The organism is Lactobacillus sp. ESL0233 (genome assembly GCF_003692995.1).
Classification (GTDB): Bacteria; Bacillota; Bacilli; order Lactobacillales; family Lactobacillaceae; genus Lactobacillus; species Lactobacillus bombicola.
In genome coordinates this window covers 32,118-52,240 of sequence record NZ_REHH01000006.1, presented here as the reverse complement: position 1 = coordinate 52,240, position 20,123 = coordinate 32,118, and the positions used below count along the sequence as shown (strand labels likewise).

Genomic DNA, 20,123 nt, shown 5'->3' with positions numbered 1-20,123 from the left:
CTTCTCCTTATCCGCGTTGTTTTAAGTAGTATGAATATTCATCAAAAATATTATCAACAAATTGTTCAGTCAAACGATACTCTGGTACATCATATGAATTTGTTAAAACAACAAAATCTTGAGCATCATTAGGGGAATGCTCCTCTTTTAGGGTCCAAGGCTGTTGGCTAAAAGTTGTGTATTCAGACTTAGTCAAATGATAAATTCTAACACCATAAGGAATAGTAAAGGAATCAATTACCTGTTTTCTAGTTTTACCTTGTAAATTGATAAAAATTCCTAAATTTGTGCGCGCAAATTTCTCTTGCAAAAAGCTAACCAACTGACTAAGATCAAGTTCTTCACTTAGCCATTCTTGATATTCTTGCTCATCATAAAAGCTCTCAGCTTTTACTGGTAGAGTTTCACTGGCAACCACTTCTTCTTTTCGCTGAATGATTTTATTATAATCATCGAATTCAAACGTTAAATGACCATAATAATTGCCACGATAACCACATTGAACAATTAAAGTTTGTCCAATTTGTCCATGATTAACCCGATGTTGATGACCACAACTAAATCCATCAATCCCTGGAGTTTGTGAAACCAATTTAAAAGTTTCGTCTTCTCCCGTTGCATAATTGATTTCATTATGTGTTGCTAAGTCACGTTCAATTCCACCATGATACCCTACTAAAATCAGATCTACTTGATCTCTTAAAACGGCAACTTGCTTTTGCAACTCTGGTAAAGCTGTTTTTACAATCACACCCCGGGTAACTGGAAAATCACTAATCATTGACATTCGACTAGTTACTAAGCCAATAACCCCTACTTTAATACCATTAATTTCTTTAATAGCAAATGGTGGGAAAAGTAACTCATCTTCCTCAGAAAAAGCATTACAACATACATAGTCAGCATTTAAATGCTTAACCTGCTCTTTCAAATAATTAATTCCGTGATCAAAGTCATGGTTACCAGGTACCATAACATCAAAACCAATTGCATTAGCATAATCTACTAATGGTGAAACCGTCATGTGATCACAGAAAAAGGTAGTTAAAGGATTCCCCACAAAAAAGTCCCCACTATCCATTAATAATGAATGAGGATACTTTTCTTTTAATCCCTCAAAAGCCAATGCTGGCTGTTCTCCCATATTAGCAATGAAGCCGTGAATATCCGTTGTGGTTAACACATTTATTTGCTTAGTCATTGTTTTTTCCTTTGCATTAATATTAATATTGTTAACAATACAATTAATTTTATAATAAATAGTTCGTAAATATCAATATATTTTTTTGAGTCAATTAATTATATATTGACATTATAATCTGATTAAATTAATAATATAATATAATTTACCGGGGAGAATATATGGATAAAATAAATAAAGATGCAGTAGCTATTTTAAAATATGTTGGTGGTCCGCAAAACGTAAATAGTCTAGTCCATTGTGTGACTAGACTAAGATTTGAACTTAAAGATAGTCATAAAATTGATGAAAAAAAATTAAATGATTTATCCTGTGTTTTAAGTATCGTACACACTGGCGGGCAAGATCAAATTGTAATTGGTCCCAACGTAGCTGAATATTATGACATTATTCAACAAAAATTAGCCGCTAATAAACAGACTGATTCAAATAAATTACCTGAAGCTAATTCAAGTAATAAAGTAAAATCTTCATTGACAAAAATTATTTCAGGCGCTTTTATGCCTTTACTTTCAATTATGTCTGGCGCAGGCATGGTTAAGGCTATCCTGACTGTATTGACTAGTCTGCATTGGTTATCAGCCACTAGTACGCCATATTTGGTATTAGCTGCGGCAGGCAATTCCGTTTTCTATTTTTTACCTATTTTTGTTGGTATTACTTTAGCCAAAGAATTTAAGGCTGATCCTTTTGTTGGCGGAGCATTAGGAGCTGCATTATTAGAACCCTGTTTTACCCATTTAATTGGCAAACATGGTTTAAACTTTTTAGGAATGCCATTAGACCCGATTGATTATTCAACTACTGTTTTTCCTATATTTGTCATTATTGGGGCATATGTCATTTTAGAACGTTTATTAAAACGAATTATTCCGCAACAACTACATTTTTTTTAAAATTCAACAATTTGTTTAATTATTTTAGTACCAGCAACCGTTTTAATTTTTGGGCCATTTGGTAATACAGTGGGTAATTGGATTTCTACAATTATTATGTGGTTATTTGGCAAAAGTAGATTAGTAGCAGGTTTAGTACTGGGAGCATCCTACTCATTTTTGACTGTCTTAGGATTACATTGGGGACTCGTCCCAATTACGTTACAAAATTTAAAAGTCTATGGTGGTGATGTCATTATTTAAAAGTCTATGGTGGTGATGTCATTGGTGGCGTCGGCGTATGCGCATTTTGGGCTCAAATTGGTGTTGCTTTAGGTGCATTCTTATATAGTTTAATTAAAAGTAAAAATGCTAGACTAGAAAGTTTAGCAGGTTCAGTAACAGTTACTGGAATTTTTGCAGGCGTAACCGAACCAATTTTATATGGTTTAATTATGCCTTCCAAGCGTTTAATTATTATTACAGCAATTGCTGGCGGGCTAGGTGGTGCAGTTAGTGCCTCTTTACACGTTGTGGTTAAATCATTTTTAATTGATAATATTTTTTCAATCTTAATGATGATGTATGAGCCAATTGGATTCATGATTCTAGGTTCGGGAACCGCACTTTTAACAGGGGATCTGCTCACTTACTTTTGGGGCTTTGAAAAGAGTACAAAGAAATAATTCTATCTCTAGCAAAAAAGTTGTTAAGTCTATGCTTCTCAGTAAGACTTAACAACTTTTTCATTTTATAAAAATAGCTAACTAATTGCTACTTCAAGCCAGACCACTGCCATTCAGTAACTTCAGGGATATCCTTACCATTATCTCTAATGTATTGGTGATGCTTCGCCAGCAATTGATCCATTTTAGCAACAAAACCAGCACTTTGCTCTGCATATTGCGGTACACTCAAAATTGCATCCTTTGCTAAATGGAAACGGTCAAGTTGGTTGACTACTCGCATATCAAATGGGGTAGTAATATCACCTTCTTCTTCATAGCAATGAATATGAACATTGCTACGCCCGCGACCAAACCAAATCGATTCCATCATCGCCTTGTATCCATGCCAAGCAAAGATAACAGGTACATCACTTGGAAATAGTTGCTCAAATTCTGCATCAGAAATTGCTGCTGGATTATCCTCAGTATTAATTAACTTCATTACATCAATAATGTTAATGTAACGAATTTTTAAAGCTGGGAAGTTCTTATGCAAAAGGTCGATTGCTGCAAGCGATTCCATTGTTGGCTCAGTCTCAGTTGAAGCAAAAACTACATCTGGTTTAGCATTTTGATCAGTAGACGCCCAGTCAATATATGATAAACCATGCTCAGCAATTCTCGTTGCTTCATCAATAGAGAACCACTGCGGACGCTCTTGCTTAGAAGTAACCAGAATATTAATACATTCACGATCAGTAAAAGCTTTTTGTGAAATTGCTAAGAGTGAGTTGGTATCAGCTGGTAAATATTCATGAACAAGGTCTGGACGATTCTTTTCATACATATGAGTAAGAATACCTGGATCTTGGTGGGTATAGCCGTTATGATCTTGTTGAAAAACAGTTGAAGTAGCTACAAAGTTAAGTGAAGGATAATCCTTGCGCCAGTATTGTTCCTTAGCCTTTCTTAACCACTTCATATGTTGAGTCAACATTGAATCAACTACGCGGCCAAATGATTCATAAGTAGCAAAAAAGCCATGTCGTCCAGAAAGAACATATCCTTCAAGCCACCCTTCATCTTGGTGCTCCGACAATTGCGAATCAATTAAGCGACCACTTGGTGCCAAATTTTCATCATTAGGGGTATGAACTGAACCTTCCCATTGCCGTTTTTGATCATCAATAAATTTAAATAATCGATTTGATTTAGTTTCATCAGGACCAAAGCCCCTAAAATCATTAGGGTTAAGATTGGCAATTTCATTTAGATATTTTGCCCATTCCGTCATATCTTCTGCTTCAATTGAACCAGGTTGGTCAAATTTTAAAGCATACTTACGATAATCAGGTAAACTCAAACGTTTGGCATTTTTTCCACCGTTAGTAATCGGGTTCATAGCCATGCGTCTGTCACCTTGAACATTATCAGCAGTTACGATAGCAGTAGGAGCACCATTTTCATCAAATAATTCTGCTGGATTATAACTCTGCAACCAATCTAGTAACATTTCTTGATGTTCCATATCATCTTGGGCAACTGGAATTGGAATTTGGTGAGCTCTAAATGAATTTTCAATGGGATTGCCGTCAAGATCAAATTTAGGACCGGTCCAACCCTTTGGTACGCGGAAAATAATCATTGGCCAATGGGCAACAGATTCATCATTATTATCACGTGCATTCTTTTGGATAGCTTTAATTTCTTCAATTACAGTGTCCATAAGTTTAGCCATTTCTTGGTGCACTTGCATATGGTCCTTATAACCAGCAAATTCTCCACCTTGATAAGCTGAAATAATATACGGATGCCAACCCATTCCTTCAAAATACTTAGTTAATTCTTCATCGGACATTCTGGAAACAATCGTAGGATTAGAAATTTTAAAACCATTAATTTGCAAAATTGGTAAAACTGCACCATCTTTAATTGGATTGATAAATTTATCACTAAACCAACTGGCTGCCAAAGGACCCGTTTCAGCCTCACCATCACCAACTTCAACGGCCGCAATTACATCTGGATTATCCAAAATAGCACCAGTGCCGTGAGAAATCGAATAACCTAACTCGCCACCTTCATGCATTGAACCTGGAGTTTCTGGGGCAGCATGTGAGGCTGAGCCGCCTGGAAAACTAAAACGCTTGAATAGTTTGGCCATCCCCTTTTCATCCTGTTGAATATCTGGATAAAGCTCACTATAAGAACCATCAAGGTAGGCATTAGAAACCATTACCTGACCACCATGACCGGATCCTTCAATGTAAAACATGTCAAGATCATATTTTTTGATTACCCGATTTAAATGGGCATAAATAAAGTTCTGTGGTGAAATGGTGCCCCAATGGCCAATCGGCTTAGGCTTAACATCACTTGCCTTAAGTTCTTCCTTCAATAATGGATTGCTCATTAAGAAAAGCTGACCAACCGATAAGTAGTTAGCGGCACGCCAATGGGCATCAACGCTTTTAAGAAATTCATTTGAGTCATAATCAACTGCCATTTTAATTCTCCCTTTTTAAAGTTTTTAGTTTTACTTGATACACATATTATAACAAGTTTCCATTTAAGTTCAACCATTTTTATAATTGGTTCGTTCCAATTTTGAAGGCTACTAAAATATGGTATTCAAAAAAGACAGGCTAAAAGCCTGTCTTTTATTGATTTAAATTAACAAAAGTATTGAATCTCATGTACTGATAATGTATCCGCATGGTTGATACTTCAAAAGGAGTACCATCATCTAAGAAAAAAATTCCTTCTATTACGCCTACTGGCTCTGTTTTTTTGAGTTGCAAACATTTTTGATCATTCTCGTTAGATGAATCAACCGTAATATTTAAAAATGCCTTAGTAACAACTTTGTTCTGCTTATCTTCTAAATAATTAAATAAGGACTTTTTTAAGTGTTCGGGTTTCAGTTCCGGTACAATTTTGATAGGTAAATAGCCCGTTTCCAGCAAAAAAGGTTGCTCATTTAATAAACGCAAGCGATGAAATTCATACACAAAATCATTAGGTTCCAAAAATAGGTCTTGTGCAATTGCCTTTGACGCTGGAATAACATTAAAATCAATTAACTTAATACCTTGAGTTTTACCTGGTACTTTAAGACTATCGGTTAAACCCAGATTGGAACCATCATAACGAAACAGAGACTGATTTTTTAGATATAGCGGGTTAATAAAAGTGCCACTGCCACGTTTTTTAAACACAATTCCTTCCTGTGAAAGGAGCTCCATTGCTCTTTTCATTGATGAACGACTTACCTGATAATGATCTGCCAAACTTCGTTCATCTGGAAGACGCATCCCATCGTACTTATTTTCTAAAATATTCTGTTTTATATCACGCATTACCGTGCGATACACAAAATCTGTCATTAATTACCTCAATTGTTCTGCTTTAGTAATTTCATTTACAAGCCAGCTTGCAAAAACAGTTTGGTTAATTTTTACTCCTACTTGTACATTTGGTTGCTGACCAAAGAAATTATCAAAATCAATCATCGATGCCCCGTAAGCATTACTGCTTTTTGTATCAATAACTACATAGGCTGGCTTAAAAGTATACATATCTGGTTCAATTAACATTCCAGCTGCTAAGGCATCATATATTTCGCGACCATCTGTTTCTGTTTCATCATGTAAATTCGTCATAATGTTATACAGCATATCACCAACATCACCAATATGCTTAATTTCTTGTAACGTTTCCTGGGTAATATAAGCTTGATGACCTAATTCTAATGGCGCCAACAGTGTTTTTACACCGCTAGAAAAAACAATTTGCGCAGCTTCTGGATCCCCAGCAACATTATATTCACTATATGGGCCCCAGTTTCCGCGTCCAATTGCTCCCCCCATGATTACTAACTGCTCAATTTTAGCTAGATCCTCTGGAAATTGCCGAAAGTAAAGAGCGAAATCAGTTGCTGGTCCAATCTGCATTAAAGTTACTTTTTCTGAACTTTGCTCCACAACTTGGTGAATTGCACTTGCCGCTAATCCTGGCTGTAGTAAACTTTGATCAGCTGCAGGAAATTCATAACCAGCAAGACCATTTTTACCATGAACATCAGAAGCATCAATAGCTTGACGTAATAAAGGACACGTTGCGCCGGAGACAACTGGTACCTTCGTTTTTAAAAATGCTTCTAATTTTAATGTATTAACCAAAGTGTTAGCTAATGGTACATTACCCCAAGTTGCTGCAATTAATTTCACATCAAGCTTAGCAGAAAAAAGGGCAATTGTTAGTGCTACTACATCATCTATTCCTGGATCAGTACTAATAATTAATGGTTTTTTTGTCATATGTTTTCCCTCTTTACAAAAATTATTTTTTACGTTGCTCTATTTTACCGTTAGTGTGAGCAATAATCACTTCATCACACATATTTATAAAAAGGCCATGTTCGACTACTCCTACCATATGGTCAAGATAAGCTGCTAATCCTTGTGGCACTAAAATTTGTTCAATATTTAAATCAATTATATAATTGCCATAGTGAGTAACAAATCGCTTTTCATCAGCCATGCGCCATGTAGGCTTGAGCCCTTGCGCTTGAAATCGGCGAAAATTTTGCTCGCAGGAAATGGGTAATACTTCAACTGGTAAAGGAAAACCACTCAAATAATCAACTACTTTAGATTCATCAACAATCCAGATTATTTTTTTAGAATTAACTGCTACATTTTTCTCCATAGTCAAGGCACCGCCACCACCTTTAATACCGGAAAAGTCAGTAGCAAAACGGTCAGCACCATCAATCGTTAAGTCAAGTTGATCAACTTCAGCTAATTCATTAACTTGAAAGCCCCACCGCTCCATTTGTCTCTTACTTCTGCTGGAAGTCGTAACAATTGCCGCTAATTCTAAATGTTCTTCTTTTTTACGACGACCTAGTTCATCGATTAAATAAGCGACCGTTGAGCCCGTGCCTACCCCTAATTTCATCCCTGAGCGCACCAAACTCGCAGCCTTGATCGCTGCTCTTTTTTTTAATTCATCTTGATTCTGTTTGTCCATTACCTACACCTTTCTCATAATTATTTTTAATAACCAGCAAATTAACTTTATTATAGCAAATAAATTTAATAATCATGGCACTAAAAAAGACAGCCCAAAAGACTGTCTTTTTATTTGCTAGTTTCATTATTCTGGATCAATAGTAGGAGCTTGATTAATCTCACTAGCCATCATCCAAATCCGTTTCTCTATATCAGTATGGAAACCCGTTAGCATATCATTAGTTGAATAGTCGCCTTCTTCATCACTAACTCTGATTCCCTCTTCATAAAGCCCTTCTAAGTATTTATAACCAGCAATTATTTTGGCATAACGTTCATCAATTGTTTCAGTCCAATTGCCCTTTTCATCCACAATTTTTGTTTTCTCAGCAATTTCACTTAAAGTTGAGACGGGAGAGCCATCAAGCGTAATTAAGCGCTCTGAAACTTGATCAAGCTGATCAGCTAATTCGTCCATTACCTTGTCTAAGTATGGATGTAGTTTTAAAAAGCGATTTCCTCTCATATACCAGTGATGTTGGTGAACGACCATATGCATTTGCGTTAAATCCGCTACTAATTGATTTAATACTTCTTTAGTCTTTGGGTATTTCATTTAGAATTCCTCCATTTCAGATACCTTGCTTACTTCTTCATCATAACAAGAAAGCGGTCGCAATACCAAAATTTAGTTTATAAAATTTAACTTACTACTTCTTAATCATATTGATAGCTGTGTTAGCTTGATTATAAGTTTTTTCAGGATTATAGATATGATCACGAGCAAGTGACAGGTATATTTTTTGCCCATTATTTAATACAAGTTCAAGCCCAAATTGATTCATCAGCATAGAAATAATGCCTGAAAAATAAACTTGCAACATATCAAAAGGCACTGTAAAAGCCATTTTTTTGATTTCATTTTTACCAACTAAGTGAGCTGATTTAATGTCAGCCAATTTAATTGTCTTTACAGGAGCATTTTTACCCAACAACAATAATTTAAATTTGTTGAAACGATTACCATAATTGTAATATGTTATTTCTTGCTTAGAAATAGTAAAATAATTAAATTCATACTGCAAAACTGTCGGGTAATAAACTAGAGTAATCAACAAAAAAATTATTACTCCTGCTAAAACAGCCCAAATAATTGGGTGAATATTCATTAGTTGTAGTATTATTGCCGCTAAGCATCCTATTCCCAAGCAAAATAACAATCCAATTAATAATGGCCGAAAATTTAATTTTTTACCAAAAATAAGCATCAGTCATACCTCTTTTCATTATTTCTATTTTCTATTATAGCACCTTTTTGGTAACGCTTTCTTTAATAATATAAAAAACTGCCTGCAAATGCAGCCAGTTTTTTTATATTATTAATTATTGTTAGTCAGTAGCAGTTTGTTCTTTCTTCAATAAGACATTGTCATAATGCTTGATAAATGGATACCAAACAAGGAAAGCAACAATTGCACACACAATCGCCAAAACCCCTCCTTGCCAACTAGCAGTAGCAATAAAACCACCTAAGCCAACCGGTGTCGGCCATGGTTGTTGCACAATAATTTTTGGCACCAAATGTGAACTTATTCCTAAGTAAGCAATAATTCCTGACGCAAGTGGTGCACAAACAAATGGAATCATTAAATCGATATTATATACAATCGGTAAGCCGAAAATTAATGGTTCGTTAATATTAAAAATTGCGGGCACAATTTCAACCTTACCTAATTCCTTTAGCTGAGCAGAGCGTGCTCCTACTACCAGCCAAATAGCAACACCTAACATCGCACCTGAGCCACCAATAGATATAAAGGCATTAGTCGGGTCACCAGCAAAGAAGTGATGCGCTCCTTTAACATTAGCAGACATATTGGCTAAAACAATTGGGGTATAAAATGAACTAATAATGGTTGCCCCATGGATACCAAACCACCATAAGAAATGAATTAAAAATACAATAATTAAAAAACCCCACCAAGTATCAGCAATGTCACTAATAAAGGAAAACGGAATAAATAAAATTTTAAATAAATCTGTTCCAGCTAAAACAAATCCAGCATTAATTGCAGCAATAATAATTGCGACACAAAAAGCAGGAATTAAAGCACTAAAGGAATTTGAAACGCCAGATGGAACTGATGCTGGCATCTTAATTTGCCAGTTATGCTTAATGGTATAACGATAAATTTGGACAGTCAACCAAGCTACGACTAAACCAATAAAGATCCCGACTGCACCAATTCGATAAATTCCTGAAGTATTGGCCTCATAACCCCCAGCAACCATTTGGGTTTTACTGAAAACTTGCACGAATTCCATTCGGCCATTCTTCCAGACCAATTCGGCTACCGTGATAAAGAAGCCCATTAAAAACATCATTAACCCATTCATCGGCACTAAGTTTAGTTTTTCTTCATCATGATAAATTTTAGTGTAAGAATAGGCAAAAGTGCCGGAAAAAACTAGGGCAATAATCCCCATTGTTGCGTTATAGACTGATTGGTATAAATTAGAAAATCGGCCAATCGTATTCGCATAAAAGCTTATAAATCCCGGTGTATTAATAATCTGTGGCAACACCGTCAAAATTAAGAAAAACGCTCCAACAATTGAAAACGAGATCACACTATAACCCGCATCCATAATTGCCCGTACAAATCTCGTTGCCGCAAATTTACCCGCTATGGCGGCAATCCGATCCTTAAGCGGTTTCTTACTTGGTTCTGTCATTTTTAAAACTCCCTTCAAAATAGTAATTTTTTAAAACTACTTAATTAATATTGTAACCGTTTTCATAACTAATGCAAGAATTTTTTAATTATTTTTGAAAGTTTCAATAACCTTAACGTACCTATCACGATTATTTGTAATCTGGTGGATTCGCTTAATTGACCAATACGCTAAAATAACACCGATAAAAAGGATAGCTAATATTAAATAACAAACATTATTAGTGTTTATAAAAGGGAATAAGTCTACTCTAATAGGTAAAAAAAGACTCCCCGCCAATAACAGGTTAACCAACAATTGTAGCCACAAAAAGGCTTGCGTTATTGGTACAGCTAATTTTCGATTATGTAATTTAGCTAATTGTTCAATCGCTGCAGCCGTAGCAATTAAAGTCATAATTCCTGCTATAACAACTCCAAGCCACGTTTGATATTGAATTAGAATTAATAACCAAAAAAGATTAGTAAACAAAAAAATGACCACTATATAACGCAACATTAAATAACGACTAAAGTATAAATACTTGATAGTGTCTTCATGGTTTTTACGTTGATAGTCTGCTTGATTTTCTTTCTTATTTATCATAAAAAATCTCCCATCTTATGATTTTATTATAGTCCTTAGATACTGATAAAAGCCAATTATTATTTAACTTGATAAAACACTTCAATTTATTATAAAATAAATCTGTTAGCGCTATCAGTATAAATGACAAAAGGAGAAAAATATGTATTCAGCAAAAATGCCAGATGGTTTTTTATGGGGCGGTGCCGTTGCTGCGCACCAATTAGAAGGTGCTTGGAATGTTGACGGCAAAGGAATGTCAATTGCCGATGTAATGACTGTGGGATCAGCAACTAAGCCACGTGAAATTACCGATGGCGTCATTGAAGGAAAGAATTACCCAAATCATAGTGCCATAGACTTCTATCATCACTATAAAGAAGATATCAAATTAATGGCAGAGATGGGTTTTAAGGCTTTTAGAACTTCAATCGCTTGGACCAGAATTTTCCCTAATGGTGATGACGAAGAGCCTAATGAAGCTGGTCTGAAATTTTATGACGATTTATTCGCAACTTGCCATCATTATGGAATTGAACCTGTAGTGACTCTTTCACACTTTGAAATTCCGTTCAATTTAGTCAAAAAATATAATGGTTTCACCAACCGGAAATTAATTGACTTTTTTGTTCGGTTTGCTACTGTCTGCTTTAAGCGCTATAAAGATAGTGTGAAGTACTGGATGACATTTAATGAGATTGATAATCAATCTGCATATAATGAAGACTTTTCAATAGCTACAAATTCAGGAATTATTCTTAATAATCTCAGTGAGAAAGAAAAAGAAGCAGCCATGTACCAAGCTGCTCATTATGAATTAGTTGCATCAGCTTTGGCAGTTAAAGTTGGGCACAAAATTAATCCTAACTTTGAAATTGGCTGTATGATTAATTATTCACCTGTGCGGCCTCTTACTTCATCTTCAGCAGATGTACTATTAGCTGACAAATTTGAACAACGCCGCGATTGGTTCTCAGATGTCCACGTTTTTGGTGAATATCCTAAAGAAGTTGAAGCTTATATTGACAGAAATGGTTATCGGTCAGACATTACCGATGAAGATCGAATTGTCCTAAAAGAAGGAACTGTTGACTACGTTGGTTTTAGTTATTATCAAACAACTACCGTTTCAGCGGAAAAAGTTAAGCCAGATGAACTAAATGATTTAGCTAAAGCCGTGGCCAAAAATCCAACTTTAGAACGTAGCGATTGGGGCTGGGAAATTGATCCTGAAGGTCTACGCATTGCTTTAAATCATTTAACAGATCGTTATCATAAGCCATTATTCATCGTTGAAAATGGTCTTGGTGCATACGATAAAGTTGAAGCAGATGGCTCTATTCATGATGATTACCGCGTTGATTATTTGAGAAAACATATTTCTGAAATGGAAAAAGCCGTAGAAATTGATGGTGTTGACTTAATGGGTTACCTTCCTTGGGGACCTATTGATTTAGTTTCAGCTGGAACAGGACAAATGGATAAGCGTTATGGCTTTATCTACGTTGACAAAAATGACGCTGGCGAAGGAGACCTGAGTCGTTCACGGAAAGATTCATTTGACTGGTATAAAAAAGTAATTAAAACTAACGGTTTAGATTTGAATTAAAATATATAAATGAATAACAAAAAAACGAAGTTAAATTTAACTTCGTTTTTTTGTTATTCATTTATTTTGCCAAGGAATTAGCTTCATATAATTTCTCATACAAATCAACCATTTCACCTGCTAAATCTCTAAAAGTAATTGCATTCATCAAATGATCTTGTGAATGAACTACAAGTAGAGTTACATTAGTGTGCCCTCCTTGAGCTTCTTGGGTCAACATTGCAGTTTGCGAATTATGAGCTTCATTTAAAGAAGCATCAGCTTCTTCTAACTTAGCCCGCGCTCCTTTAATATCACCTTTTTTAGCTTGACGAATCGCCTCAAAAGCCAAACTTTTTGCATTACCACCATTGGCAATTAGACCCATCGCAGCCTGTAAAGTTTGCTCTTCTGTCTGATTTTCTGCCATCTTAATCTCCCGTTTTAGCCGTTAATTAAATCTTCTGCTTGTTGTAATACTTTTTTACCATCCATCATGCCATATGCTTGCATATTAATTACATCAAGTGGAATATCTTGACCATCTTTTCCTTTGCCTTTTACTTTATTGACAAAATCATCTTTCATATAACTAACTTGTGGTCCAAGTAAGACACAATCAATTTCTTCTTGCCCAATATGTTGTGAAGCTTCTGAAGCAGGACAAGCAAAAATTTTTGCATCGATTCCTTGCTCTTGAGCTGCCTGTTGCATTTTTGTTACTAGTAATGATGTGCTCATACCTGCACTACAATTTAGCATAATTGTTTGTTCTGCCATAATAAAATTTTCCTCCTAGAATGTATCCATAAAATTTATTTTATTATACCACTTTTTAGGTAGCGCTTACTATTATGACCTATAAAATGTTTAAATTAATTTTTAATTATCATTAAAAATTTTAAATACATCCATAACTATCGTCTTTAAAATTTTTGCATAATCGCTAAAATACCAATCACAAATAATATTAGACTAAAGAAAAATGAAAACGTGATTGCTCCTAAAGAAAAGCCATTGTTAGTTCCTTTATGTAGTATCCCCTTAGTATATTTCACACTATTAAATAGTTGATACACTGCTAAACATATTAATATTACACCAAAAAAGCTTTCAAATTTTGAACCATTAATATAATTAAAACTCCTAGACATATTATTACTCCTTTTAGTTATTCTTAATAACTATGCACTTTAGAGATAATACATTATAGCATCTACAGTTACTAGTAATATATAAAAATATAATGTTAGTAAATAAATATTTCATAAAAGCAAAATGACTTAAAATTCTTCATCTTCATCAACTATTTTTTCAGTAACATATTGGTACACACCAGCTGTCCCCGCTTCTATAATAGTCTCAAGTAATTCTGGCATTGCCATTTGTTCACGACTAACAAATAGTTCTAGCAACATTGGCATATTAACGCCCGCTACAATTTCTATATTTGAATATTGCTTTTTAAGGTTAACTAATGTATTAAATGGCGTACCGCCCTTTAAATCCGTCAAACAAATCAACGGCTGAGACAATAACTCTATTTTATTAGTTAATTGTTCGCTTAATTCATCTAATGATTCGCCCATTATAAAATTGACTGCATAGCAATTTTCCTGCTTGCCACAAATCATTTCCGCACTTTTCACTAGTTCTAGTGCAGAGTTACCATGCATACAAACTATCACACCAATCATAAATATCACCAATTAATAGTCTAAAGCTCGATAATAGCGTCTTATATCCATCGGATGACGATTCAAGTGTTCAATATGAATATCAATCCGGTTATTGATTGCGTGGAAAACAAATGGTGATAATGTTCCACGATATTTTTCTGAAATACCTGGTAAGTCATAATCTTTGGCATCAATAATCGTATAATTACCACAAATTTCAGGTAAAAAGTGGGCTACCCGCTCACTTAAAGGTCGCTGGCTATCTTCTCCTACATATACGGTTACAGGAGTATCACGATCAATTATTTCAAACATGCCATGGAAAAATTCTGCTGCTTCAACTGCGCGTGTTTTTAACCAATGTTGTTCCTCCCAATAACACATTGCATAAGAATAAGTTGCCCCCCATTGATTACCAGCGCCAACAAAGTAATGAATTGCATCATCATGGTGCTTTTGTGCAAAATCTTTAGCAAAAGCATCTGCTTTTACACTAACTTCGGCAATGTCTTGAGCGAAATACTGCTCCATTTCTTGATAAAAGTCTTCATAATCAGGAAATTCACCATTTAGATACATTAAGCGATCACCAACCATAAAGAACTTTAGTTGTTCGTTTTCTGGATAAGAGATGCAGTAAGTCAAACTAGAGACAAGCTTTGCTTTCGGATCATCCATAAAACCCAAGATAGTTGCACCTACTTCATTCAACTTTTTGACGGCCTCAACCATCTCTTTAGTATTACCCGTAACAGATGAAATGATTACTAATGTTTTATCTGTAATTCGTTTATTACCAGTTACAATATATTCTGCTGCATTTTGATAAAAAGTTTCCAAGGCACTCTTTTCTTTCATATGAATGTTAGCTTGCATACCTGAAGCATAGGTGCCACCAATTCCTAACCAACAAATATTAGAAATACCTTTGTTAAATAATGGATCAATTATTTCATTAATCTTGCCTCTTAGCTTAAGGGCACCATCCATGCTTTGAATTAATTCTTGCTTATTAAATTTACGCATTTGTATTTTCCTCTTTTTTAAAATTATGATTAGATCTTTGACGCTGTAATTTCATCGAAATCAGGGTAAGCTGAATGTTGCAAATCAATTCCCTTTTTTTGCGACAAACGATAAGCCAGTAAATGAACCGGAACAGTCATAAATAAAGCGCTTAACAGTTCATTTGTTTCTACTTGAAGACTTAAATCATGACTACCTAAATTTTGAGCCACACCGGCATAAATTGAGTAAACGTGCTTAATATGCTTATTTAAAAATTGTTGCAATAGTTCTTGCCGCTTTTGTAATTTTCCATTAGGCTCCAAGCAAATAACAAAATCATCATGTTTTAGTCCTAAATAAGGGCCATGCATATATTCTTCTAGTTCTTTACCCCAAGAACTGATTCGAACAGCTTCGGTTATTTTCGTTTCGCCTTCTCGGCTAACTCCATAAGCAGCTCCGTAGCCAATAAACATTATTCTTTGTGCATTACTAAATTCAGATAAATGCAAATCAACCCACTGACTAGACCTTTTAATAACAGAAGGCATTGCCTGCACAATTGATGTCAGTTCGGTTAAATATTTTTGATAACACGCGCTAGTAATTTGATTTTTTACGCTCGCAATTGTTAATGTGATTAGTAGTAAATCTAAAATTTCCACACTATAACCAGCACTAACATATGGCATTTCTTCTACCGGCATCCCCATTAATAAAAGATTTTTACTAATCTTGGCAACCGGACTATCAAGTTCGCTAGTCAGCGTATATACTTTATGTCCTGCTTCTTGCAAACGTTCGATTAATTTGACTACTGAATAACTATGGCCACCTTGTGAAATTGCCAAACACAAAGTATTTTTTTTGACATTCAACAGATAATTTTCCGAAATTGATGGTTCTTCAATTCGTACCGGCATTTTTAAAATTTTACTCATAAAGGGCAAGGCACCATAAGCTGCATTTGAACTTGACCCTGTTGCATAAATTACTACGTTATCAAATTTCGTTACCTCGTCCTTGGTGAACTTGTCCCCAAACAAACTTTGATAATTATCGAGAACGGACTGATAATATTGCGGTTCTAAATTAACATAATCTTCAATGCTTTTCACAAATATCTCCTTAAATATTATCCTAATAAACCTGACCAGGCACCAAATATACCAATTGCGGCAATCAACAGAAGAATGTACTGTGATTTCCAACCTTTTCGGTCAAGCCAAAAAATAAAGAATGTGAACAGTAAGGGTAAAATACCTGGTACTATCCCATCACATATTTTTTGAATCGATGTTGCTTGCGCCCCACTACCAATTTTTAAGGGCATTTTTAAAGTCACCATTGTCGCCACCATTGCACCGACAACAGCTAACCCTAACACAGATGCTCCATAGGTCATCTTATCCATTAATCCTGTTTTTTGAATTTTATCGATAAATGATGAACCAACATTATAACCAACAAATAAGCCATAATAGCGCACCAATAATGCTGGAATATTAAAAATTAGCAAAAATAGTAGTGGACCTAAGATATTCCCTTGCAGAGCAAGTGAAGTACCTATCCCAGTTGCAATCACCCGTAAAGTACCCCAAAAAAATGAATCACCAATACCACTTAGTGGACCCATCAGCGCCACCTTAATGTTATTAATTGCTGCATCGTCAAATTCAGGATCAAGTTTATTTTGCTCTTCCATTGCAATGGAAATTCCTAATGGAAAAGTACTTAACCATGGAGTGACATTATAGAATTCCAGGTGGCGTTTGTAAGCAGCCTGCAATTTTTCCTTATTATTCCCATAGATTTTCCGTAAGGCAGGAACCATGGCATAGGAGTAACCTAAATTCATCTGCCGCTCATAGTTCCATGCCCATTCCATTGTAAATGAGCGCCAAAAAGTCTTCATTAGGTCTTTTTTAGTAAGTAACTTAGAATTCTTCATCTTCATAGTCAATACCTCCATTTTCTGTATTTAATTTAGCTGTTTTATTAGTACTCGGCGCCGTATTTACTACTGGTTTACCGTTAAATGCAGAATAGCCCGTTAAAATCAAGGCAAGACAAGCTCCAAAAATGGCAACTCCGGTAACTGAAATCTTTAAATAAACTGCTAACGCAAATCCGATGATAAAAAAAGTTGCATTCTTTTTATTAATCATCATTTTCATTAAAAGGGCAAAACCATAAGCTGGTAGCAACCCAGTAGCAATTCCCAAACCATTAATAATGAATTGCGGAATTACACTTAAAATTCCTTTAATTACTGGGCTACCTAAAATATAAGAAATCCCTACCACTAAACCAATTGGTAAGTTAACTGAAAAAAATCCTCCTAAAACATTCATTCGACTTATACCACTGCCGTCAGCTAATTCTGCATAATGATCAGCTCGATGAACAAAGTAAGGCAAAATAAAGATAAAGCACAAATTTTTAATTACTAAAACTAGTGATGCAATAGGAATACCAAGCGTTAAAGCAACAGCGGTACTTTTCCCAGCGCCGATAGCAAAAGCTGTACCTAAAACACTACCTGAAATAATTTCTGGGGGAATAGCTCCTCCAATTGAAAATGAACCTACAAAGGCTAGTTCCAAAGTTGCACCCATAATGATGCCTTGTTGCAGATTTCCTAATACTAGTCCTGTTAATGTGCATGTTACAAGTGGTCTTGATAGCATTGATGAACCTAAAAAATACTCACCATTTCCCAACATTGCAATTAAGGCTAAAATAATTGCTGTTACATAAACATTCATACCTTAAACTCCTCAACTCTATTTATGAAATTCCCGCTTATCATCATTGGGAACTTGCTTTATCCAAACATCAACCCCACTAGCTTGAAGTTCATCAAGCTGATCTGCTTCTGTCGGAGTTAAGTTAATTGTTTTTGCATAATTTTTAGTTTTAGGCCGTGGTTTAGTTCCACCCAAATTCAAACTTTTAATTTTTTCTCCTGTACCCTTAATTAACTTAGTCGCATCGGCCACCGATTCAACTACAATTAGCATTTTATACTTATCAGTCACCCCAGAATTAATGGCTTTGATACTATCATCAACCGATTTCATTACTAATTTAGAGTTCTCTGGTTTAGCCAATCTAATAGCTGATTTCCGAAAATCATCCTTAGCAACTTCATCATTAACCACAAAAATTGTATTTACATCTAGACTATTGAACCAAGAAACGGCCACTTGGCCGTGAACTAATCGATGGTCTACTCTTACAAGCTTAATCATTATTTTTCCTCCACTAATTAAAATCAATTGAGTACTTGGTAGTTAAAGCATCTTGTAGCCTGTACTCAACGGCTACAATTTTGCTATCTTTAGTTGAAAAAAGATTAGTTATTTTAAATACTGGCGCTTGTTTTTGGATGCATAACTGCTTGCCTATCTCATCCGTTGCTCTTATTAATTGAAAATCTTGAAATAAGTTCTTGGGTTTTAATTTTCCAGAATTAACTGCTTCAATAATTGACATTATCTTTAAGCAAGTTGGATCAAAGTCAGGAAAATATTCTAGGGGTAAAATCAACTTTTCCCATGTTAATTGTCCTTTTATATTGATTACAAACGAAATAAAATATAGCAGTTCATTAGCACCAATATTAAAAACATCAGCATAATATGGACCCACTAACCTTAAATAACTATCTTTAAATTTTATCATATCTGCTAGTTCGGGAACTGATTGTTTAATGATACCTGTCATTTCTAAGATATTTTGCTTTGAAATTGCTGGAGCAACGAATAAGCCGCTGCCTTTTTTTCGTATAACCTTATTTTCTGCTACAAGTTGATCAATTGCTCTGCGAATAGTTGTTCTACTGACCTGATAATATTCCTGTAATTCCGTCTCAGTGGGTAAATTACTGCCAGGCAAATAATTCTTTTGCTTGATTTTCAACTTCAAATCCGCATAAACTTCTTTAAATAACACTTTTTTATCCCTACAAATAAGTATAAATATCAGCAGCCGTAAAATGATATTTAAATTTACTGCCAATCAGGTACTGGGTAGTTGCCTCTATGGGGGTAGCATCCTCTAAATAATTAAAACTATCGATGCGATAAAGCGGGGTATCTTTTTTCACCTTTAAAATTTCACTTATTTTTTCATTTGCCAGGCTACAAGCAATATTTTCCTTACCATAAGCTAAGACAATTCCGTATTTATCTTTTAATAACGCATATAAAGATTTATTAGTAAAATCAATTTCAACAAATACTTTAAATTTTGCAGCATTAAAGTACGTAGTTTCATAGGTTAGGGGGATTTTATTTTTTAATCGTACTCGGCTTATTTTAATTAATTTCTTTACCGTTGGACCAAAAAAATTAGTTAAATTTTTTGGTACAGAAATCAATTCAGTAGTTAGATGGTTAATTTGAATCGTTCGGTCATTTATCTCTGCTGTCATCGATTCCATGCCAAGCATATTAATATTAATTTTAGTATTTACAACGATTCCTGTCCTTTCCTTAGTTGAAACTTGATCTGCACTCTTCAATTTCACTAGTGCATGTAACACAGCATTGCGACTAACTCCTAGTTCTTCAGCAATTTCTCTTTGTGATGGCAAAAATTTAGTAGCGGGCCTAAATTGAATTAAATCTTGTATATATTCCTGAGCTTGCGTAGCAGCTGTTCTTTCTTTATATTCCATTTTAGTTATTGGTCCTCTTTTAGTAATTAATGTATCTTTTAAAAATTAATCAAGGTTAAAACATGACCGTTAAAATCACTTTCTTAAAATATAAATGATAAATAA

General features: G+C 34.8%; 24 protein-coding genes. 3 read left to right on the top strand and 21 right to left on the bottom strand.

Features of this window, described 5'->3' with window-relative positions; genetic code table 11:
• Window positions 1-7: 7 nt before the first annotated feature.
• Complete coding sequence (locus F5ESL0233_RS01910; RefSeq protein ID WP_122058458.1) at window positions 8-1,201, bottom strand: bifunctional UDP-sugar hydrolase/5'-nucleotidase; 1,194 nt, start codon at window positions 1,199-1,201, stop codon at window positions 8-10.
• A 161-nt stretch (window positions 1,202-1,362) separates the two neighbouring features.
• On the opposite strand from F5ESL0233_RS01910, the gene F5ESL0233_RS01905 reads away from it, so the two are divergent.
• Window positions 1,363-2,097 (top strand): PTS transporter subunit EIIB, encoded by a 735-nt coding sequence (locus F5ESL0233_RS01905; RefSeq protein WP_122058456.1) that lies wholly within the window; start codon window positions 1,363-1,365, stop codon window positions 2,095-2,097.
• A gap of 69 nt (window positions 2,098-2,166) precedes the next feature.
• Window positions 2,167-2,340, top strand: coding sequence for a hypothetical protein (locus F5ESL0233_RS08230; protein ID WP_158593114.1), 174 nt, complete (start codon window positions 2,167-2,169; stop codon window positions 2,338-2,340).
• Between the two features lie 52 nt (window positions 2,341-2,392).
• Here the strand turns inward: F5ESL0233_RS08230 and F5ESL0233_RS08225 are convergent, their stop codons facing one another.
• The 9 genes from F5ESL0233_RS08225 to F5ESL0233_RS01860 all read right to left on the bottom strand — a co-directional run bounded on the left by F5ESL0233_RS08225 (window position 2,393) and on the right by F5ESL0233_RS01860 (window position 11,080).
• Window positions 2,393-2,680 (bottom strand): hypothetical protein, encoded by a 288-nt coding sequence (locus F5ESL0233_RS08225; RefSeq protein WP_158593113.1) that lies wholly within the window; start codon window positions 2,678-2,680, stop codon window positions 2,393-2,395.
• Between the two features lie 170 nt (window positions 2,681-2,850).
• Window positions 2,851-5,250, bottom strand: a complete 2,400-nt coding sequence (locus tag F5ESL0233_RS01895; protein WP_122058452.1) for a phosphoketolase family protein — start codon at window positions 5,248-5,250, stop codon at window positions 2,851-2,853.
• 154 nt (window positions 5,251-5,404) lie between these two features.
• Entirely contained in the window at window positions 5,405-6,130 is a 726-nt protein-coding gene (locus F5ESL0233_RS01890) for a GntR family transcriptional regulator (protein WP_090093438.1), read from the bottom strand.
• Window positions 6,131-6,133: 3 nt separating this feature from the next.
• Complete coding sequence (locus tag F5ESL0233_RS01885) at window positions 6,134-7,063, bottom strand: nucleoside hydrolase (protein WP_122058451.1); 930 nt, start codon at window positions 7,061-7,063, stop codon at window positions 6,134-6,136.
• 22 nt (window positions 7,064-7,085) lie between these two features.
• Window positions 7,086-7,778, bottom strand: a complete 693-nt coding sequence (gene rpiA, locus F5ESL0233_RS01880; protein ID WP_122058449.1) for a ribose-5-phosphate isomerase RpiA — start codon at window positions 7,776-7,778, stop codon at window positions 7,086-7,088.
• 126 nt (window positions 7,779-7,904) lie between these two features.
• Complete coding sequence (locus F5ESL0233_RS01875; protein WP_122058447.1) at window positions 7,905-8,375, bottom strand: DNA starvation/stationary phase protection protein; 471 nt, start codon at window positions 8,373-8,375, stop codon at window positions 7,905-7,907.
• 94 nt (window positions 8,376-8,469) lie between these two features.
• Window positions 8,470-9,027 carry a hypothetical protein gene (locus tag F5ESL0233_RS01870; protein ID WP_122058445.1) on the bottom strand — a complete coding sequence of 186 codons (558 nt, stop codon included), beginning with the start codon at window positions 9,025-9,027 and terminating at the stop codon, window positions 8,470-8,472.
• A gap of 121 nt (window positions 9,028-9,148) precedes the next feature.
• Window positions 9,149-10,495, bottom strand: coding sequence for a PTS cellobiose transporter subunit IIC (celB, locus tag F5ESL0233_RS01865; protein WP_122058443.1), 1,347 nt, complete (start codon window positions 10,493-10,495; stop codon window positions 9,149-9,151).
• Window positions 10,496-10,579: 84 nt separating this feature from the next.
• Complete coding sequence (locus F5ESL0233_RS01860) at window positions 10,580-11,080, bottom strand: hypothetical protein (protein ID WP_090093428.1); 501 nt, start codon at window positions 11,078-11,080, stop codon at window positions 10,580-10,582.
• A 142-nt stretch (window positions 11,081-11,222) separates the two neighbouring features.
• Here F5ESL0233_RS01860 and F5ESL0233_RS01855 point away from each other — a divergent pair, with 142 nt between their 5' ends.
• Window positions 11,223-12,668, top strand: a complete 1,446-nt coding sequence (locus tag F5ESL0233_RS01855; RefSeq protein WP_122058441.1) for a 6-phospho-beta-glucosidase — start codon at window positions 11,223-11,225, stop codon at window positions 12,666-12,668.
• A 61-nt stretch (window positions 12,669-12,729) separates the two neighbouring features.
• On the opposite strand, the gene F5ESL0233_RS01850 is transcribed toward F5ESL0233_RS01855, so the two are convergent.
• From F5ESL0233_RS01850 to F5ESL0233_RS01800, 11 genes are all read right to left on the bottom strand, one after another.
• The gene (locus F5ESL0233_RS01850; RefSeq protein WP_122058439.1) at window positions 12,730-13,077 is read right to left on the bottom strand and encodes a PTS lactose/cellobiose transporter subunit IIA; all 348 of its coding nucleotides are present in this window, start codon (window positions 13,075-13,077) and stop codon (window positions 12,730-12,732) included.
• Window positions 13,078-13,091: 14 nt separating this feature from the next.
• On the bottom strand, window positions 13,092-13,427 hold the full coding sequence (locus F5ESL0233_RS01845) for a PTS sugar transporter subunit IIB (protein ID WP_090093423.1): 336 nt from the start codon (window positions 13,425-13,427) through the stop codon (window positions 13,092-13,094).
• A 146-nt stretch (window positions 13,428-13,573) separates the two neighbouring features.
• Window positions 13,574-13,801, bottom strand: coding sequence for a hypothetical protein (locus F5ESL0233_RS08220; protein WP_122058437.1), 228 nt, complete (start codon window positions 13,799-13,801; stop codon window positions 13,574-13,576).
• A gap of 129 nt (window positions 13,802-13,930) precedes the next feature.
• A complete protein-coding gene (locus F5ESL0233_RS01835) occupies window positions 13,931-14,344 on the bottom strand; it encodes a PTS sugar transporter subunit IIA (RefSeq protein ID WP_122058435.1) in 414 nt (137 codons plus the stop codon).
• Window positions 14,345-14,356: 12 nt separating this feature from the next.
• Window positions 14,357-15,352: an SIS domain-containing protein gene (locus F5ESL0233_RS01830; RefSeq protein WP_090093418.1), complete on the bottom strand. Its 996-nt coding sequence runs from the start codon at window positions 15,350-15,352 to the stop codon at window positions 14,357-14,359.
• A 29-nt stretch (window positions 15,353-15,381) separates the two neighbouring features.
• Entirely contained in the window at window positions 15,382-16,452 is a 1,071-nt protein-coding gene (locus tag F5ESL0233_RS01825) for an SIS domain-containing protein (RefSeq protein WP_122058433.1), read from the bottom strand.
• A gap of 17 nt (window positions 16,453-16,469) precedes the next feature.
• On the bottom strand, window positions 16,470-17,291 hold the full coding sequence (locus tag F5ESL0233_RS01820) for a PTS system mannose/fructose/sorbose family transporter subunit IID (RefSeq protein ID WP_090093414.1): 822 nt from the start codon (window positions 17,289-17,291) through the stop codon (window positions 16,470-16,472).
• Window positions 17,272-18,102 (bottom strand): PTS sugar transporter subunit IIC, encoded by an 831-nt coding sequence (locus tag F5ESL0233_RS01815; RefSeq protein ID WP_118896922.1) that lies wholly within the window; start codon window positions 18,100-18,102, stop codon window positions 17,272-17,274. Before F5ESL0233_RS01815 ends, F5ESL0233_RS01820 begins: the two co-directional genes overlap by 20 nt.
• An 18-nt stretch (window positions 18,103-18,120) precedes the next feature.
• Window positions 18,121-18,588 (bottom strand): PTS sugar transporter subunit IIB, encoded by a 468-nt coding sequence (locus F5ESL0233_RS01810; protein WP_090093411.1) that lies wholly within the window; start codon window positions 18,586-18,588, stop codon window positions 18,121-18,123.
• A 13-nt stretch (window positions 18,589-18,601) separates the two neighbouring features.
• Complete coding sequence (locus F5ESL0233_RS01805; protein WP_122058432.1) at window positions 18,602-19,291, bottom strand: GntR family transcriptional regulator; 690 nt, start codon at window positions 19,289-19,291, stop codon at window positions 18,602-18,604.
• A gap of 10 nt (window positions 19,292-19,301) precedes the next feature.
• Window positions 19,302-20,018: a GntR family transcriptional regulator gene (locus tag F5ESL0233_RS01800; protein WP_122058430.1), complete on the bottom strand. Its 717-nt coding sequence runs from the start codon at window positions 20,016-20,018 to the stop codon at window positions 19,302-19,304.
• Between the last annotated feature and the right edge of the window lie 105 nt (window positions 20,019-20,123).

Coding starts and splice junctions, on each gene's coding strand:
- F5ESL0233_RS01895 (WP_122058452.1), bottom strand. CDS start 5,250: ATGGCAGTTGATTATGACTCAAATGAATTTCTTAAAAGCGTTGATGCC.
- F5ESL0233_RS01910 (WP_122058458.1), bottom strand. CDS start 1,201: ATGACTAAGCAAATAAATGTGTTAACCACAACGGATATTCACGGCTTC.
- F5ESL0233_RS01885 (WP_122058451.1), bottom strand. CDS start 7,063: ATGACAAAAAAACCATTAATTATTAGTACTGATCCAGGAATAGATGAT.
- F5ESL0233_RS01820 (WP_090093414.1), bottom strand. CDS start 17,291: ATGAAGATGAAGAATTCTAAGTTACTTACTAAAAAAGACCTAATGAAG.
- F5ESL0233_RS08220 (WP_122058437.1), bottom strand. CDS start 13,801: ATGTCTAGGAGTTTTAATTATATTAATGGTTCAAAATTTGAAAGCTTT.
- F5ESL0233_RS01890 (WP_090093438.1), bottom strand. CDS start 6,130: ATGACAGATTTTGTGTATCGCACGGTAATGCGTGATATAAAACAGAAT.
- F5ESL0233_RS01905 (WP_122058456.1), top strand. CDS start 1,363: ATGGATAAAATAAATAAAGATGCAGTAGCTATTTTAAAATATGTTGGT.
- F5ESL0233_RS01855 (WP_122058441.1), top strand. CDS start 11,223: ATGTATTCAGCAAAAATGCCAGATGGTTTTTTATGGGGCGGTGCCGTT.
- F5ESL0233_RS01875 (WP_122058447.1), bottom strand. CDS start 8,375: ATGAAATACCCAAAGACTAAAGAAGTATTAAATCAATTAGTAGCGGAT.
- F5ESL0233_RS01800 (WP_122058430.1), bottom strand. CDS start 20,018: ATGGAATATAAAGAAAGAACAGCTGCTACGCAAGCTCAGGAATATATA.
- F5ESL0233_RS01835 (WP_122058435.1), bottom strand. CDS start 14,344: ATGATTGGTGTGATAGTTTGTATGCATGGTAACTCTGCACTAGAACTA.
- F5ESL0233_RS01830 (WP_090093418.1), bottom strand. CDS start 15,352: ATGCGTAAATTTAATAAGCAAGAATTAATTCAAAGCATGGATGGTGCC.
- F5ESL0233_RS08225 (WP_158593113.1), bottom strand. CDS start 2,680: ATGAATCCAATTGGCTCATACATCATCATTAAGATTGAAAAAATATTA.
- F5ESL0233_RS01845 (WP_090093423.1), bottom strand. CDS start 13,427: ATGGCAGAACAAACAATTATGCTAAATTGTAGTGCAGGTATGAGCACA.
- F5ESL0233_RS01815 (WP_118896922.1), bottom strand. CDS start 18,102: ATGAATGTTTATGTAACAGCAATTATTTTAGCCTTAATTGCAATGTTG.
- F5ESL0233_RS01850 (WP_122058439.1), bottom strand. CDS start 13,077: ATGGCAGAAAATCAGACAGAAGAGCAAACTTTACAGGCTGCGATGGGT.
- F5ESL0233_RS01870 (WP_122058445.1), bottom strand. CDS start 9,027: ATGCTTATTTTTGGTAAAAAATTAAATTTTCGGCCATTATTAATTGGA.
- F5ESL0233_RS01860 (WP_090093428.1), bottom strand. CDS start 11,080: ATGATAAATAAGAAAGAAAATCAAGCAGACTATCAACGTAAAAACCAT.
- F5ESL0233_RS01810 (WP_090093411.1), bottom strand. CDS start 18,588: ATGATTAAGCTTGTAAGAGTAGACCATCGATTAGTTCACGGCCAAGTG.
- rpiA (WP_122058449.1), bottom strand. CDS start 7,778: ATGGACAAACAGAATCAAGATGAATTAAAAAAAAGAGCAGCGATCAAG.
- celB (WP_122058443.1), bottom strand. CDS start 10,495: ATGACAGAACCAAGTAAGAAACCGCTTAAGGATCGGATTGCCGCCATA.